This is a genomic window from Vibrio cholerae ATCC 14035 (assembly GCF_000621645.1).
Classification (GTDB): Bacteria; Pseudomonadota; Gammaproteobacteria; order Enterobacterales; family Vibrionaceae; genus Vibrio; species Vibrio cholerae.
In genome coordinates, this window is record NZ_KK211324.1 from 115,807 (window position 1) to 130,551 (window position 14,745).

The 14,745-nt window shown below is 51.8% G+C and carries 15 protein-coding genes; 7 read left to right on the forward strand and 8 right to left on the reverse strand.

What is annotated here, in order from left to right; all coding sequences use genetic code 11:
* The first annotated feature begins 104 nt into the window (after nt 1-104).
* Nucleotides 105-1,304 carry a bifunctional phosphopantothenoylcysteine decarboxylase/phosphopantothenate--cysteine ligase CoaBC gene (coaBC, locus tag T411_RS0118285; RefSeq protein ID WP_001190972.1) on the forward strand — a complete coding sequence of 400 codons (1,200 nt, stop codon included), beginning with the start codon at nt 105-107 and terminating at the stop codon, nt 1,302-1,304.
* Between the two features lie 65 nt (nt 1,305-1,369).
* Here the strand turns inward: coaBC and T411_RS1000000120665 are convergent, their stop codons facing one another.
* Nucleotides 1,370-1,507, reverse strand: coding sequence for a hypothetical protein (locus T411_RS1000000120665; protein ID WP_001889830.1), 138 nt, complete (start codon nt 1,505-1,507; stop codon nt 1,370-1,372).
* On the opposite strand from T411_RS1000000120665, the gene slmA reads away from it, so the two are divergent.
* From slmA to lpxN, 3 genes are read left to right on the forward strand one after another with little or no spacing between them, the layout of a single operon-like run.
* Complete coding sequence (gene slmA, locus T411_RS0118290) at nt 1,463-2,053, forward strand: nucleoid occlusion factor SlmA (RefSeq protein ID WP_000918350.1); 591 nt, start codon at nt 1,463-1,465, stop codon at nt 2,051-2,053. The two genes, T411_RS1000000120665 and slmA, sit on opposite strands and share 45 nt — an antisense overlap.
* 5 nt (nt 2,054-2,058) lie before the next feature.
* On the forward strand, nt 2,059-3,006 hold the full coding sequence (locus T411_RS0118295) for a Kdo(2)-lipid IV(A) acyltransferase (protein ID WP_000076199.1): 948 nt from the start codon (nt 2,059-2,061) through the stop codon (nt 3,004-3,006).
* 10 nt (nt 3,007-3,016) lie between these two features.
* Complete coding sequence (gene lpxN, locus T411_RS0118300; protein WP_001283384.1) at nt 3,017-3,994, forward strand: lipid A biosynthesis myristoyltransferase LpxN; 978 nt, start codon at nt 3,017-3,019, stop codon at nt 3,992-3,994.
* An 85-nt stretch (nt 3,995-4,079) separates the two neighbouring features.
* On the opposite strand, the gene pyrE is transcribed toward lpxN, so the two are convergent.
* Together pyrE and rph are read right to left on the reverse strand one after the other, a co-directional pair.
* Nucleotides 4,080-4,721, reverse strand: a complete 642-nt coding sequence (gene pyrE, locus T411_RS0118305; RefSeq protein ID WP_001912051.1) for an orotate phosphoribosyltransferase — start codon at nt 4,719-4,721, stop codon at nt 4,080-4,082.
* A gap of 367 nt (nt 4,722-5,088) precedes the next feature.
* The gene (rph, locus tag T411_RS0118310) at nt 5,089-5,805 is read right to left on the reverse strand and encodes a ribonuclease PH (RefSeq protein ID WP_001247183.1); all 717 of its coding nucleotides are present in this window, start codon (nt 5,803-5,805) and stop codon (nt 5,089-5,091) included.
* Nucleotides 5,806-5,968: 163 nt separating this feature from the next.
* Here rph and T411_RS0118315 point away from each other — a divergent pair, with 163 nt between their 5' ends.
* Both T411_RS0118315 and T411_RS0118320 read left to right on the forward strand, forming a co-directional pair.
* Entirely contained in the window at nt 5,969-6,835 is an 867-nt protein-coding gene (locus tag T411_RS0118315) for a YicC/YloC family endoribonuclease (RefSeq protein WP_000640566.1), read from the forward strand.
* A 72-nt stretch (nt 6,836-6,907) separates the two neighbouring features.
* Nucleotides 6,908-7,396, forward strand: coding sequence for a TIGR00645 family protein (locus tag T411_RS0118320; RefSeq protein ID WP_000440285.1), 489 nt, complete (start codon nt 6,908-6,910; stop codon nt 7,394-7,396).
* 105 nt (nt 7,397-7,501) lie between these two features.
* Here T411_RS0118320 and murP read toward each other — a convergent pair whose 3' ends face one another.
* Together murP and murQ are read right to left on the reverse strand one after the other, a co-directional pair.
* Nucleotides 7,502-8,947, reverse strand: a complete 1,446-nt coding sequence (gene murP, locus T411_RS0118325) for a PTS N-acetylmuramic acid transporter subunit IIBC (RefSeq protein ID WP_001074156.1) — start codon at nt 8,945-8,947, stop codon at nt 7,502-7,504.
* A 23-nt stretch (nt 8,948-8,970) separates the two neighbouring features.
* On the reverse strand, nt 8,971-9,873 hold the full coding sequence (gene murQ, locus T411_RS0118330) for an N-acetylmuramic acid 6-phosphate etherase (RefSeq protein WP_000687189.1): 903 nt from the start codon (nt 9,871-9,873) through the stop codon (nt 8,971-8,973).
* A 230-nt stretch (nt 9,874-10,103) separates the two neighbouring features.
* Here murQ and T411_RS0118335 point away from each other — a divergent pair, with 230 nt between their 5' ends.
* Entirely contained in the window at nt 10,104-10,952 is an 849-nt protein-coding gene (locus tag T411_RS0118335; protein ID WP_000114963.1) for a MurR/RpiR family transcriptional regulator, read from the forward strand.
* A gap of 26 nt (nt 10,953-10,978) precedes the next feature.
* Here T411_RS0118335 and fhuB read toward each other — a convergent pair whose 3' ends face one another.
* Genes fhuB through T411_RS0118350 form a run of 3 tightly spaced genes read right to left on the reverse strand, consistent with a single transcriptional unit; the run spans nt 10,979 to nt 14,672 of the window.
* Nucleotides 10,979-12,940 (reverse strand): Fe(3+)-hydroxamate ABC transporter permease FhuB, encoded by a 1,962-nt coding sequence (gene fhuB / locus T411_RS0118340; RefSeq protein ID WP_000115021.1) that lies wholly within the window; start codon nt 12,938-12,940, stop codon nt 10,979-10,981.
* On the reverse strand, nt 12,937-13,896 hold the full coding sequence (locus tag T411_RS0118345) for an iron-siderophore ABC transporter substrate-binding protein (protein WP_000335750.1): 960 nt from the start codon (nt 13,894-13,896) through the stop codon (nt 12,937-12,939). Before T411_RS0118345 ends, fhuB begins: the two co-directional genes overlap by 4 nt.
* A complete protein-coding gene (locus T411_RS0118350; RefSeq protein ID WP_000487053.1) occupies nt 13,887-14,672 on the reverse strand; it encodes an ABC transporter ATP-binding protein in 786 nt (261 codons plus the stop codon). Before T411_RS0118350 ends, T411_RS0118345 begins: the two co-directional genes overlap by 10 nt.
* Nucleotides 14,673-14,745 lie beyond the last annotated feature (73 nt).

Sequence of the window (14,745 nt, forward strand, 5' to 3'; positions counted from 1 at the left end):
GCTTTGCAGCTTGACCAGTTCAAGAAAAAGACAAGATTGACACCACTCCGACATTTATTAAGAGCTGTGCTAACATAGCGCGCAGATTTTTTGAGGGATCCCAAATGCAATCATTGGCAGGCAAAAAGATTCTGCTCGGTATCAGTGGCGGTATCGCAGCGTATAAGTGTGCAGAATTGACTCGTCGATTGGTGGAGCGCGGCGCGACCGTGCAAGTGGTGATGACCCACGCCGCCAAAGAATTCATTACTCCGCTGACCATGCAGGCCGTTTCCGGACGTCCCGTATCGGATAGCTTGCTTGACCCTGCGGCAGAAGCCTCAATGGGGCATATTGAGCTCGCTAAATGGGCCGATTTGGTGCTGCTGGCACCGGCGACTGCCGATCTCATCGCGCGCATGGCCGCAGGCATGGGCAATGATTTGCTCACCACGCTCATTCTGGCCACCAGCGCACCAGTCGCGATTGCGCCAGCCATGAATCAGCAGATGTATCGCAATATCGCGACCCAAGAAAATCTACAAACGCTTATCCGCCGTGGTTATCTGACTTGGGGTCCTGCGGCTGGCGAACAAGCCTGTGGAGATGTCGGCCCAGGTCGTATGTTGGAGCCGATGGAATTAGTGGCGCACTGTGAAAACTTCTTCGCCCCGAAAATTCTTGTCGGTAAACGCGTGCTGATCACCGCGGGCCCCACTCGTGAAGCGCTCGACCCAGTACGCTACATCACCAACCACAGCTCAGGAAAAATGGGCTTTGCGCTCGCCAAAGCCGCCGCGCAGCTCGGCGCTGACGTCACGCTGGTCAGCGGTCCGGTGCATCTGCCAACGCCGGTGGGCGTCAATCGCATTGATGTGCAAAGTGGATTAGAAATGCACAGCGCGGTGATGAAAGAGGCAACCTCACACCAGATCTTTATCGCGTGCGCCGCGGTAGCCGACTACCGCCCACAAACCGTGGCCGAACAGAAGATAAAAAAGAGCCGTGATAACGACACATTGACCATTGAGATGGTGAAAAATCCCGATATCGTGGCGTCCGTTGCGGCTCTGACTGAGAATCGACCGTTTACCGTTGGCTTTGCGGCAGAAACGCAAGATGTCGAGACCTATGCGCGTAGCAAGCTCGTGCGCAAGAATCTGGATATGATCTGCGCTAACGACGTCTCGATTGCTGGCCAAGGCTTTAACAGCAATGACAATGCCTTGACCCTATTCTGGAAAGAAGGGCAACACAGCCTACCTTTAACCAGTAAAGACGCGCTCGCTAGCGCAGTAATGCATTTGATTCATGAGCAAATGTAGGCGTTATTTTCGCCACCTACTTCAACCATTTTTATCAACACGCTTCGAACAACCTCTGAGCTTAGTTACACTTCAAAGGTTTCATCTTTGTCGCAGGCGCTGAGTCTGCGACGTAGTTGTTGTTCATCAGCAGTGATAACCAAAAGGAAAAACGGGGCATGGCCGGCAATAAAAAAATCAATCGACGCGAAGAAATCCTGCAAGCTCTAGCCGAGATGCTTGAATCCAATGAAGGGGCTTCACGCATCACTACCGCAAAACTCGCTAAGCAAGTTGGCGTGTCCGAAGCCGCGCTGTATCGCCATTTCCCGAGCAAAGCTCGTATGTTTGAAGGCTTGATTGAGTTTATTGAAGAATCCTTGATGTCGCGTATCAACCGCATCTTTGATGAAGAAAAAGACACGCTCAATCGCATTCGTTTGGTGATGCAACTGCTGCTTGCCTTTGCCGAACGTAACCCGGGCTTGACACGCATTCTCTCAGGACATGCTTTAATGTTTGAAAATGAGCGCTTGCGCGATCGCATCAATCAGTTGTTTGAACGGATTGAAACCTCTTTGCGCCAAATTCTGCGTGAACGTAAACTCCGCGAAGGCAAATCCTTCCCGGTGGATGAAAATATCCTCGCCGCGCAGCTGCTCGGTCAGGTGGAAGGCAGCTTGAATCGCTTTGTGCGTTCTGATTTCAAATACCTGCCAACCGCGAATTTTGATGAATACTGGGCGCTGCTAAGTGCACAGATTAAGTGAGTACAATGAGTCAAGATAAATACAGCAAACCTGAATTCTCCTTCTCTTTATTGCACCCAAAATACTGGGGAGTCTGGCTTGGTTTTGGCCTACTCGCCCTACTGGTTAACCTGCTGCCTTATCCTGTGCTGCTAAAAATCGGCCGCAGTTTAGGCCAATTTTCGATGCGCTTTGGTAAAAAGCGTGTCCACATCGCCAGACGTAATCTGGAACTCGCCTTCCCAACCATGAGCCAAAGCGAGATCGATGCGTTTGTCTTGGAAAACTTCAAAAACACCGGTGCGGCTCTCATTGAAACTGGGATCACTTGGTTCTGGCCAACCTGGCGCTTTAAGCGCATTTTGATTGATAAAGATACCCAAGCCATTCGCCAACATGCACAAACAGGCAAAGGCGTTTTGCTGTGTTGCGTACATGCACTCAATCTGGAAATCACCGCGCGCGCGTTTGCTGTGCTAGGCATCGGTGGCTATGGCGTGTATCGTCCGCACAGTAATCCTGCCTATGAGTTCATTCAGTACCGTGGTCGAACACGCAATGGCAATCAGCTTATCAACCGAACCGATATTAAGCAGATGATCCGCGTGTTACGCCAAGGCGAGCGTCTGTTCTACCTGCCAGACCAAGACTATGGCCACAATAAGTCGGTGTTTGTGCCTTTCTTTGCGGTAGAAGAAGCTTGTACCACCACCGGCACCAGTATTTTGGCTTACACCAGCCACTGCGCGATTGTCATCGGCTCCGGTTTCCGTAACGCGCAAGGGCGTTATGAGATCATGGCTGATAAATCAATTGAAGCGGACTACCCACAAAAAGATGAAACCGCTGCCGCGGCTTACATGAATAAATTTGTCGAAGAGATTATACTGCGCGCCCCCGAGCAATGGATGTGGCTGCACAAACGCTTCAAATCCTTGCCGGACTACGAACTGACCAACTCGCGCTATCAGTAAAGGTGAATTTGTGAGCGATCAAGACAACGGCATTGCACGCCATCTACATAACCCGCAATTTGAGTGGCGCTTTCTGCACCCCAAACACTGGGGCACTTGGATTGGCATCGCTTTCGCAGCACTGTTAGCCTTTATTCCTTGGCGCTTGCGTGATCGACTGGCGAAACCTTTGGTGCCACTCATCATCAAGAAAAATGGCCGCGTAGTACGCCGCGCTCGGGTTAACCTCGCCTACTGTTTTCCAGAGAAAAGCGAGCAAGAGCGCGAGCAGATCCTGCACGATACGTTTGTGAAAGCCTCGCAGTTTATGCTCGGTTATTCAGAGCTGTTGGTGCGCTCGACCCGCTACAACAACGCACGGGGCGAACTGATTGGCGAAGAGAACTTGCTGCCACTGCTGGATAGCGGTGAGCGCGTGATTTTGTTAGTCCCGCACTCTTGGGCCATTGATTACGCCGCCGTTATGCTGGCGGCTCGCGGCTACAAAGTCGCCAACATCATGAAACCGCAGCGCAACCCGATTGCCGATTGGCTGATGCACGTCCAACGTATGCAGTATGGTGGCCGTATTTTCACTCGTGAATCGGGCATCAAACCTTTCTTGCGTTCCATTCAATCCGGCTATGTTGGCTACTGGGTACCGGATGAAGATCACGGCCCGCAAAACTCCGTGTTTGTGCCGTTTTTTGCTACCGAAAAAGCCACGCTCAAAGGGTTTGGCAAAATGGCTAAGCTGTGCAAAGCACACGTGGTGCCTTTGATGTCATGCTACAACAGTGATTCAGGCCGTTATGAAGTGCACATTTTGCCTGCGCTGCAAAACTTCCCAACCGGCGATGAAGAAGCCGATGCACTGGCGATGAACCGTGCGATTGAAGCGCTGGTCACGCCACAGCCGGAGCAGTACATGTGGAACTTGTCGTTGCTGAAAACTCAGCGTGATGGACGAGAGATTTACGACAACTCCCATCATGGCGATCAAAGCTAAGTGTTTTGTTCTTGAGCTTAATGCTAGAAAAACAGCCTCATTTTGAGGCTGTTTTTTCGTTTTAGGCTTAGTTGGATGAATACGCTTAAATTCCGTACTGTGCACGATACGCTTTCACCGCCTCTAGATGCTCAGTGTTGTTACCTTGCTGTTCAAGATAGGTGATGAGATCGGTCAGGCTCACAATCGAAATCACCGCACAACCAAAATCACGTTCCACTTCTTGAATCGCTGAGAGCTCGCCCTTGCCTTTCTCTTGGCGATCGATCGCCACTAGCACGCCGGCTAAATCAGCCTTGTTGGCTTGGATAAGCTCCATCGATTCACGAATTGCCGTACCAGCGGTGATCACATCATCCACCAACATCACGCGGCCTTCTAACTTGCTGCCCACTAGATTACCGCCTTCGCCGTGATTTTTGGCCTCTTTGCGGTTAAAGCAGTAAGGCGTATCCACATCGTGGTGATCCGCCAATGCGACTGCTGTGGTGGTAGCAATCGGAATGCCTTTGTAAGCAGGGCCAAACAGCACATCAAATTCAATACCTGAATCCACTAGCGCTGCCGCATAAAAACGGCCCAAGCGCGCTAAATCACGGCCAGCATTAAACAGACCAGCGTTAAAGAAATAAGGACTTTTACGGCCTGACTTCAAAGTAAATTCGCCAAACTTCAGCACCTGTTTTTCTAGGGCAAACTCAATAAATTCACGCTGGTAAGCTTTCATCATTTCTCTCTCTTAACTCATACACTTGGACTTACTTCCTCCCCACAGGGAGAAATTCAAACATTGTTCCGTCTCTTTTTAGAAGAGGGGGTGGTGTTCTGTGCTCCCTCCCTTCTTGAGTAGGGTTGTCTTTTTCCCCTCCCCTTCTAGGGGAGGGTCAGGGTGGGGTTACCAGCAACAAACGCATCTGCTCGTGATCTACCCCCTCCCAACCTCCCCCTAAAAGGGGGAGGAGTTTTAAGGCTAGCACCCCTAAAAGAGCCATCACACTTAAGGCTAACTCCCCCTAGAAGGCGATGAGGATCAGGCATCGTCCAAAAAGGGATTTCCTAGGCAAAAAAATAGCCCCCAATTGGGAGCTACTTAATCAATCTAACAACGATGCCTTCTGCACTGCGACAATATCGGCAATGCCTTTTTTCGCGACAGCCAGCAATTCCAGCAACTGCTCATGACTGAACGGCTCACCTTCAGCAGTGCCTTGAATTTCAATCATTTTGCCTTCTTCGGTCATGACCACGTTCATATCCGTATCAGCGGCAGAATCTTCGACATATTCCAGATCGCACAGCACATCTTCACCTAGGATACCAACCGAAACCGCAGCCACATGGCCTTTCATCGGGTTCTTCTTCAGTTGGCCTTTGGCGATCAGATGGGCAAAAGCATCGGCCAGTGCCACGCTTGCACCAGTAATCGAAGCGGTACGCGTACCACCATCGGCTTGAATCACATCACAATCAACGGTGATCATGATTTCGCCCATCGCTTCCAGATCCACCACAGCACGTAGGCTGCGCGCGATCAGACGCTGGATTTCCATGGTACGACCGCCTTGCTTACCATTGGTCGCTTCACGGCGCGTGCGTGAATGGGTTGCACGCGGCAACATGCCGTATTCCGCTGTCACCCAGCCTTTACCTTGGCCTTTTAACCAACGTGGCACACCTTCTTCAATGCTGGCATTACACAACACTTTGGTGTTGCCAAATTCCACCAACACCGAGCCTTCTGCGTACGCAGTGTAGTGACGGGTGATTTTGATGGAGCGAACTTGGTCCGCAGCGCGGTTATCTGGACGCATAGGGTCTCGACCTTCTTGTGGCTGTATCAATTCGGTTGGGGCAGGATTATAGCCCAAAGCCCCTACAGGCGCTAGGTTAACGAATTCAGCACGGTAGCGCCGTTTTGCCTGTTTTGCTACTATTAGCGCCAGTCACAAAGAGATGAAAGCAAAGGACATCCTGATGATTTACAGCATGACTGCGTACGCACGCAAAGAAGTCAAAGGCGATTGGGGCAGCGCCGTGTGGGAAATTCGCTCGGTTAACCAACGCTATTTAGAAACGTACTTCCGCCTGCCTGAGCAGTTCCGTGGTTTAGAGCCACTGCTGCGCGAGCGTTTTCGTCAGCGCCTGTCACGCGGTAAGATCGAGTGTCATTTGCGCTTTGAAGCGAATCCAGCCGCGCAAAGCCACCTCACCATCAATGAAGGACTCGCCCAGCAAGTGATTAATGCCGCTAACCAGATCATGCACATGACCGGTGAACTCAGCCGCATTAACCCATTCCAAGTGATGCAGTGGCCGGGCGTGATGGAAACGCCTGAGCAGGATATGGACGCCATCAACCAAGCACTACTCAGTGCGTTTGATGAAGGCGTGGACGAATTTATCGCCGCGCGTGGCCGTGAAGGCGATAACATGAAAGCGCTGATTGAGCAGCGTTTGGAAGCGATCAGCGCCGAAGTGGTCAAAGTACGCGCACGCATGCCAGAAATTCTGGAATGGCAACGCGAGCGTCTGTTCAGCAAATTTGAAGAGGCGAAAATCGAGCTTGATGCAAGCCGTGTAGAGCAAGAGCTGATCCTGCTGGCACAAAAATCGGATGTGGCCGAAGAGCTGGATCGTCTCGACTCTCATGTCAAAGAAGCGCGTGAAGTGCTGAAAAAAGGCGGCTCATGTGGCCGAAAACTCGATTTCATGATGCAAGAGTTCAACCGTGAATCGAACACCTTGGCTTCTAAATCCATCTCAACCGATATCACCGCCTCCGGTGTGGAGCTGAAAGTACTCATCGAGCAGATGAGAGAACAGATCCAAAACATCGAATAACCCTTAAAGCCTCGTTGATTCGGGGCTTTTATTTAATCCCCTAACCTATTAGCTATTAGTACTTGGAAACCTATGGAACGTTTGATCGAAAAACTTCTCTATTCTTCACGTTGGATTATGGCGCCGATTTATCTTGGCTTAAGCCTGCTGCTGCTCGCGCTAGGTATTAAATTCTTCCAAGAAATTTTCCACCTACTGCCAAACATTTTTACTATCAAAGAAGTGGACCTAATCCTAGTCGCACTCTCTTTGATTGATGTGTCGCTGGTGGGCGGCCTTATTGTGATGGTGATGTTTTCCGGATATGAGAACTTCGTGTCTAAACTCGATGTCGATGAGAGTGAAGATAAACTCGGTTGGCTGGGCAAGCTTGATACCAGCTCGCTGAAAAACAAAGTATCTGCTTCGATTGTGGCCATCTCATCAATTCATCTGCTCAAAGTGTTTATGAATACCGAAAACATCGAAAGTGACAAAATCAAATGGTACTTGCTGCTGCACATTACTTTTGTGGTCTCGGCTTTTGCGATGGGCTACTTGGATAAAATAACCAAGAAGTAGCGTCTTGAATCGTTGAAAAGCTTCAATCGTTGAAAAGAACGCGCCCTAGATTGGGCGCTTTTACTATCCCCCATTCGTTAAGGGGATAACCTACAGGGAACCAACTTAGCTCAGATCGACGTCTTTACAACCGAAGAAGTAGGTAGCCGCAAAGCCAACGGTATAAGAGATGAGCAAACCACCGACAAACACCGCCATACCCGCAAAAATACCTTCGGCTGACGTCATCAGGGGAATCGCCACCACACCGGATGGGCCAAACACGGTATTGAGGCCAACGGGCAGTCCTAAATAAGAGATGAGACCGATAAAGAAGCCGCCCGCCGCACCGCCAATACAGGCGGTGACAAAAGGTTTCACTCGCGGTAGCGTCACGCCATAAATCAGTGGCTCACCAATGCCGAGAATGCCCGGGATGATCGCCCCTTTAATTTGAGTGCGAATCGTGGTCTCTTTTTTGGCTCTCGCGTACAGCGCCAGTGAGGCACCTACTTGCCCAGCGCCTGCCATGGCAAGGATCGGGAACAGTGAGTTAAAGCCTTGCGCTTCCATCAGTGCGAAATAAACCGGCACAAACCCTTGGTGAATACCAAACACCACCGAGATCAAGAACAAACCGGCCAAGATGGCAGCACCGAGTGGGTTATCGTTGAGGTTTAAAAACAGCCATGACATGCCTTTAAACAGCTCACCGCCGATAGGCATGATGATGAGGAAAGTCACCGCGCCCATGATCAGCAAAGTCACCACCGAAGTCAGGATCATATCCAAATCATCCGGCATGTATTCACGCACTTTACGTTCCACTTGCGCGCCTAAAATTGCCGCCAGTAATACCCCGATGATGTTGCCACGCGGGTCAATTGCAAAGCCGAAGAACTCACTCATCCCCGAGTAAATGCCTTTGGTTGCTTCTGGGTCATAACCGAGTACAAACAGCGAAGCCAGAATCGCCCCGTTCACGCCAGAGCCGCCAAATGCCTGCTGCGCGTTATAGCCAATCAAGATGCTGAGAAACGCAAACAGCCCTTTGCCAAACACTTTGAGATAAGCCACCAGATCGAGCATAAACTCGCTCGGGGTTTGGCCAACCACATAGATTTGCTCAAGCAGAGTCGCAATGCCCAGCAGCAAGCCTGCGGCAATAAATCCGGGGATCAGCGGGGTAAAAATGGTGGCAAACTTGCTCAAAAAGCGTTGTACCGCACTGGTTTGCTTGCTCTTCATCTGCTTTTTCTGCTGCGCGGCAATCGTGGAGAGATCCGCCTCGCTCACTGCAGGTGCCACGTTGTCGCCCGATTCAATCAAGGCATTCATCATATCCGCGGCCGTTTGTGCTTTACCGGGACCGAGGATGATCTGCAGTTGCGCGTCACTTTCAACCACGCCCATCACTCCGGAAATTTTTTTCAATGCCGCATGATCGGCGAGCGCAGAATTATTCAGCGTTAAACGCAAGCGAGTCATGCAGTTGCCACATTTGGCGACGTTACCACTGCCGCCCACCAGAGACAGCACTTGTGCCATCATGGTTTGGGTTATTTTGGCCATCATCGGCTCCTTCTCTCTGCTGTTTATTCTTGGTTGAGCGCTGCGCGGATAAAACCTTGGTGCTGCGCCAGTTTTTGTGCGGCTTGCTCTGCGCTAAAACCGCCCAAAATCATCAAAATCGCAGTCTTGCAGTGGCGACCACACGCGGCCAATGCCGCTTCCGCTTGCTCAGCGCTTACGCTTGTCGCTTCTACTACAATATTGGTTTGCCGTTGGATGAGCTTGGCGTTGGTCGCTTCCACATCCACCATCAGGTTGCCAAACACTTTGCCACTTTTGATCATCGCGCCCGTGGTCAGCATATTGAGCACCAGTTTCTGCGCAGTGCCCGCTTTCATACGTGATGATCCCGTAACCACTTCCGCACCGACTACGGGGGTAATCACAATATCCGCGCACGCCTCCATCGGGCAGCCTGGGTTGCACGCCAGTGATACTACGGTGGTACCGACCGAGCGTGCGTACTCCATTCCCCCAATCACATACGGTGTGCGGCCACTGGCGGCGATGCCAACCAGCACATCCTTTTCATTAAGGTTCAGGGCCTTAAGATCGCTTTGGCCTAGCTCGCGGTTGTCTTCGGCATTCTCGACTGCTTTCAAAATCGCCGTATGTCCACCGGCGATCAAGCCAATCACCTGTTCAGGCTTGCTACCGTAGGTCGGCGGACATTCACTCGCATCGAGAATCCCTAAACGACCAGACGTGCCTGCGCCCATATAAATCAAGCGTCCACCTTGAGCAAAAGCAGCGGTAATCGCTTCCACCGCTAGCGCCACTTTCGGCAAAGTTTGTGCAACCGCCAAGGCAACCAACTGATCTTGTTGGTTAATCACTTTCAGCATGTCCAAAGTGGGTAAGGTATCAATCTGCTCACTGGCCGGATTACGGCTTTCGGTCACTAAACGAGTTAAATCAATCTTCATAAGGCTTCTCGGCAAATTTCGAATTGAGGCGATTCTATGGAATAAAATATTCCATTTTGGTGATAGAAATCACAATTAAGGTTATTCTTTAAGCAGGCTTTTTTTGGAATAATTGTGAAAAGCATCGAAAAAAATAACCACGCAACCATGAAGTCATTGATTGAGAAAGAGTGAAGTGTGGCGTGCATTATTCCCATTTTGGAATATTTTATTCGCAAGGAGTGTGAAAAATGTCAGTTCTACAACGCATCGTCAGTCGCCGAACCCAACTTTCCGAGAGTGGCCGCCAAATTGGCGATTGGGTGATTGCGAATGCACCTCAGGCGGCAGCGATGACCAGCCAAGATTTGGCGGCATGGGCCAATGTGAGCCAATCGAGTATAGTCAAATTCACCCAACGGCTTGGTTTTAAAGGCTACAGCGAATTTAAACTCGCCCTCACCGAAGAGCTGGGACGCAAACAAGTCATGGTCAACCAGCCTTTACACAGCAACATCTTGGCCGATGACCCCGTTGCCGTGATTGCCCAAAAACTGGTGCAAACCAAAACCGAAGCGATGTTTCACACGACCAATGCCCTGCGTTTGGATGAGTTTAGTGAGGCGATCAGCTGGATTCAGCAAGCGGTGCGGGTACAGATCATCGGGATTGGTGGCTCAGCACTGGTCGCCAAAGATCTCGCATTTAAGCTGCTCAAGCTCGGTATTACCGCGCTCACGGAGCAAGATAGCCATGTGCAGATCGCGACCGCTCGCACCTTACATAGCCAAGATGTGCTGATTGCGATTTCATTTTCGGGAGAAAAGCGCGAAATTCTGATTGCAGCGGAAGCGGCCAAACAGCAAGGTGCGAAAGTGATTGCCCTGACCACACCGAACAAAAATCGCTTACGTGAGATAGCCGATCTGGCACTGGATACAATTGCCGATGAAACGCAGCACCGCAGCTCCGCGATTGCTTCACGAACTGCGCAAAACGTGCTGACCGACCTGATTTTTCTCACCCTCACTCAGCAGCGTGAAACGTCCGCGCGGCAGTTGATCGATGACATTTCTTCCGACATTCGCCAGATGCGTTGAGAGGCGAACGCCTCTCAACTTCGGGTTTAGCGTGCACGCTGACTGAGTAACAGCAGCAGGAAATAGCTGCCACCAATGATTGCCACTAGCGTGCCTGCGGCAATTTGCGCGGGGAATAACAAGGCTTGCCCCAACCAGTCTGCCCACAACATCAAAGTACCACCGACCAAGGCGGCCAGCAGAAGTTGAGATGGAGCACGCTGCGCGCCGAGCATCATCGCCATGTGTGGCGCAATCAAACCGACAAAGCTGACGGGGCCCATGGTCGCGGTCACCAAAGCGCACAACAGCGCGACCAAGATCAGCAACACTAAGCTGGCGCGACTCGCACTCAAGCCGCGAGCAGAAGCAAAGCCGCGCCCAATTGAGATCAAGGTAAGCCAACGAGACAAGCCAAGCGCCAACAGTGTTAACCCCACCACACCCACGCTGAGCAGCAAAGCTTGCTCGCCCGTGGCACGATAAGTTGAGCCCGATAGCCACAGCAAAATCTGATAGCTGTCGCCCGTTCCTTTAGCCAAGGTAAATTGCACCAAGGCTTCCAACAGTGCAGTGATGGCAATCCCAGTCAAGATCAAGCTAGATGGTGCGTAATGATGGCGCCGCCCAAGCAGCAACAGCGCCACCAATACCGCAGCGCTGCCAAGCAGTGCTGTCATCCAGTGGGTGCTCTGCAAACTTTGCCCTAAAAACAAGCTAGCAAACACCAAAGCAAACGTAGCCCCCGAAGAGACGCCCAAAATATCGGGGCTGGCTAACGGGTTATAAATCAGCCGTTGCAGTAACGTTCCCGCGATCGCCAATCCCACCCCAGCAAACAGCGCGGTGAGCATGCGCGGCCAACGAAGCGGCCATTGAAACTCACTCGGCAGCGCCCAGCTTGCACTTTCCATCTGCCAACCAATATGTAGGCTCAGTGCCAACAACAAAGCTGCCGCAATGAGCATCACCGCCCATCGAGAAGGCGAACGGCGATGTGAAGACAAGGAGATAGAGAGCGAATCCTGCGCTTGGAGCTGGCGACGACTAAACCAGATCAGCGCCGGAGCACCAATCACGGCGGCAGTAATGCCGCTAGGTACCACTTCCTCAGCCCACACGCTCAGCCCCATGGCGAGCATGTCAGTGGCAAGCAGCAACAAAGCGCCAAGCAGCGCACTGCTGTACAACTCCATTTTGGTCGTGCGCGCCCCCAGTGAACGGGCGATATTCGGGGTTAATAAACCGATAAAACCGATCACCCCAACTGCGGTGATTGAAGCAGAGACCAACCAAATCCCGCCTGCCATCAGAAACAAGAAAGCAGGCAATACCGCTAAACCACGCGCCGCCGCCCCTTCATGGCCTAACCGAAGCAAAGTCAGCACTCGAGGTGCAAACAGCAGTAACGGGAACACCAAAGCCAAACGCGGCAGCAACCAAGTGAGCCACTCCCAGCCGTTTTGCGCTAAATCACCTGCGCCCCACATAAACACATTCTGAGCGAACTCTTCGTTCAGCAGTACCAAGGCCGTGGCAATCGAACCCAGCAAAATGTTCACCACCATGCCGGAAACGACTAGCGGTAATCCGGTGAGATTGCGTAGCCCCGCTATCGAGATTATCAGTGCGAAAGCGAGCAGTGCTCCAGCCATCGCAGCCAGTGCGCTGTAATCAGCCACCCAATCACTGAACCAGATATTGACGATAATCAGCCCCAACCAAGCACCGGATGAGGTTCCCAACGTCAGCGGTGAGGTGAGTCGGTTTTGGGTCAACTGCTGCATCAAGCTGCCCACCAACCCAAGCACCGCGCCGACCACTATGGCCATCACCGCACGGGGTAGCTGCGCGTAGATAAAATTCACCTGCGCGAAACTTTGCGCGGCTTGATGACCGAGCACCAATTGCCACTGCTCATTGAGGGTTAAATTGTGCCCCCACTGTAAGCTAACAAGCGCCAACAGTAGAGTCAGCGCCCCCAAACCAGTTAAACGCAGCACACTCATGATTGCGGAGCCACCGCCAGCAAGCTTTCGGTGATCGCTTCTGCGCTATAACGCAGCGACATCGCCCCGCCGTAGCTCCACACAGGACGCACGGAATTGACACGCCCCGCCTGCACAAACGGCATCGCGCGCCACAACACCGATTTTTGCACTTTTTTCTCTTCCGCAAACGGCAAGAAATAGAGCACATAGCCTTGCTCAACGTGTTGCAACTCACTCAAGCGTTTTTGCACTATGCCCCACTCTTTCGGCGGCTGCGGCAGCGCTGACGATAAACCGAGCTGTTCTAGCACATATTGCGGCGTGGAGTTTTCGGTATACAGAAACACCGAGGTTGGGTTGGCAAAACGCAGTGTCACCACCGCAGGTAAAGTGTCACCAAAGGCGTGCTGTAGCGAAGCTTTCAGCTCAGAAAAACGGGCATACATCGCCTCCAGTTTTTGCTGCGCCACCGCCTCTTTACCAAACAAGGTAGCTAAGGTTTTAAAGTGGGAAATCGCCACTTGGGCAGCGTTATCTTGCTCGGAAAAATTGGGTAGATACACCACTGGCGCGATGCGCCCTAAGGTGGCCAGCAAATCTTGTTGCGGCCCTGCGGCTAAAATGACATCCGGTTTAAGTGCGGCGATTTTCTCTAAATTCGGCTCAGTACGAGTGCCAATATCTTGCACCGAACTTGGCACCTCGGGTTGCACAACCCACTGCACGTAAGAACTCAATTCCGGCGCGCCAACGGGCTGAATGCCCAGTTCAAGCACTTGTTCAAGCAGATCCCAGTTCAGCACCACCACTCGCTGTGGAACCTCAGCAAAAGTGTGCGTCCCTTGGCTATCCGTCAGCACAATTTGTGCTTGCACGGGCAGTGCGAATAGACAAAGCGCGGCAAGCCAGCCAAAAACGGCCTTTGGTCGGCAAATGTTCCGCAGACGAACATTCCATAGACTCATCAAGCACATACGATCGAAACCTTATTAGTAGAAGAGTGGGAAATGGGATTCGGGTGATCAATCAAACGGATCGGTGAGTGATACAGATCCGACAACCGCTGCTCATCGAGCAACAATTCAGCACCGCCTTCAAAGGCGATCTGCCCCTGCTTAAGCGCCACAATGTGGGTCGCGTAGCGCAGCGCCAAATTGAGATCATGCAAAATCACGATAATACCCACGCCTTGGGTTTGATTGAGCTCCGCCAGCAGCGCCATCAATTGATATTGGTGATGCACATCAAGCGCCGACGTCGGCTCATCCAAAATCAACACCGGAGATTGCTGCGCAAGCAGCATCGCCACCCAAGCGCGTTGACGCTCACCGCCGGAAAGCTCATCCGCCAAGTTATGCGCAAAACCACTCACACCCGTTTTTTCAAGTGCCGCATCGATAATCAGCTCATCTTCCTTGCGCCATCGGCCCAAGGTGCCGCGCCACGGAAAGCGCCCTAAACGCACCAACTCACGCACGGTTAATCCAGCGCTGGTCGGCAATTTCTGCGGCAAAAAGGCCACGGCTTTGGCGAGGGTTTTACTCGGCAGCGATGAGAGTGATTGACCATTGAGGGTCACTTGACCATTATCGGGCGACTGTTGGCCCGACAGTAAACTGACTAAGGTGGATTTGCCAGAACCGTTGTGACCGAGCACAACTGTCAGCTCATGGGTCGGAATGGTCAAATGATCGATCGCCAAAATGGTGCGCCCACCGCGAACCATTTGAATATCAGCCAACTGAAACATTGATCCCCCTAATAATTGACATTCAATAAAAACAACAAATCCCGCCAGAAGCGGGAGTTGTCTTGCAGCCAAT

Excerpts from the sequence above, each read along its gene's own strand:
- coaBC (WP_001190972.1), top strand. The coding sequence starts at position 105 with ATGCAATCATTGGCAGGCAAAAAGATTCTGCTCGGTATCAGTGGCGGT.
- slmA (WP_000918350.1), top strand. The coding sequence starts at position 1,463 with ATGGCCGGCAATAAAAAAATCAATCGACGCGAAGAAATCCTGCAAGCT.
- T411_RS0118295 (WP_000076199.1), top strand. The coding sequence starts at position 2,059 with ATGAGTCAAGATAAATACAGCAAACCTGAATTCTCCTTCTCTTTATTG.
- pyrE (WP_001912051.1), bottom strand. The coding sequence starts at position 4,721 with ATGAAAGCTTACCAGCGTGAATTTATTGAGTTTGCCCTAGAAAAACAG.
- rph (WP_001247183.1), bottom strand. The coding sequence starts at position 5,805 with ATGCGTCCAGATAACCGCGCTGCGGACCAAGTTCGCTCCATCAAAATC.
- T411_RS0118315 (WP_000640566.1), top strand. The coding sequence starts at position 5,969 with ATGATTTACAGCATGACTGCGTACGCACGCAAAGAAGTCAAAGGCGAT.
- T411_RS0118320 (WP_000440285.1), top strand. The coding sequence starts at position 6,908 with ATGGAACGTTTGATCGAAAAACTTCTCTATTCTTCACGTTGGATTATG.
- murP (WP_001074156.1), bottom strand. The coding sequence starts at position 8,947 with ATGGCCAAAATAACCCAAACCATGATGGCACAAGTGCTGTCTCTGGTG.
- murQ (WP_000687189.1), bottom strand. The coding sequence starts at position 9,873 with ATGAAGATTGATTTAACTCGTTTAGTGACCGAAAGCCGTAATCCGGCC.
- T411_RS0118335 (WP_000114963.1), top strand. The coding sequence starts at position 10,104 with ATGTCAGTTCTACAACGCATCGTCAGTCGCCGAACCCAACTTTCCGAG.
- fhuB (WP_000115021.1), bottom strand. The coding sequence starts at position 12,940 with ATGAGTGTGCTGCGTTTAACTGGTTTGGGGGCGCTGACTCTACTGTTG.
- T411_RS0118345 (WP_000335750.1), bottom strand. The coding sequence starts at position 13,896 with ATGTGCTTGATGAGTCTATGGAATGTTCGTCTGCGGAACATTTGCCGA.
- T411_RS0118350 (WP_000487053.1), bottom strand. The coding sequence starts at position 14,672 with ATGTTTCAGTTGGCTGATATTCAAATGGTTCGCGGTGGGCGCACCATT.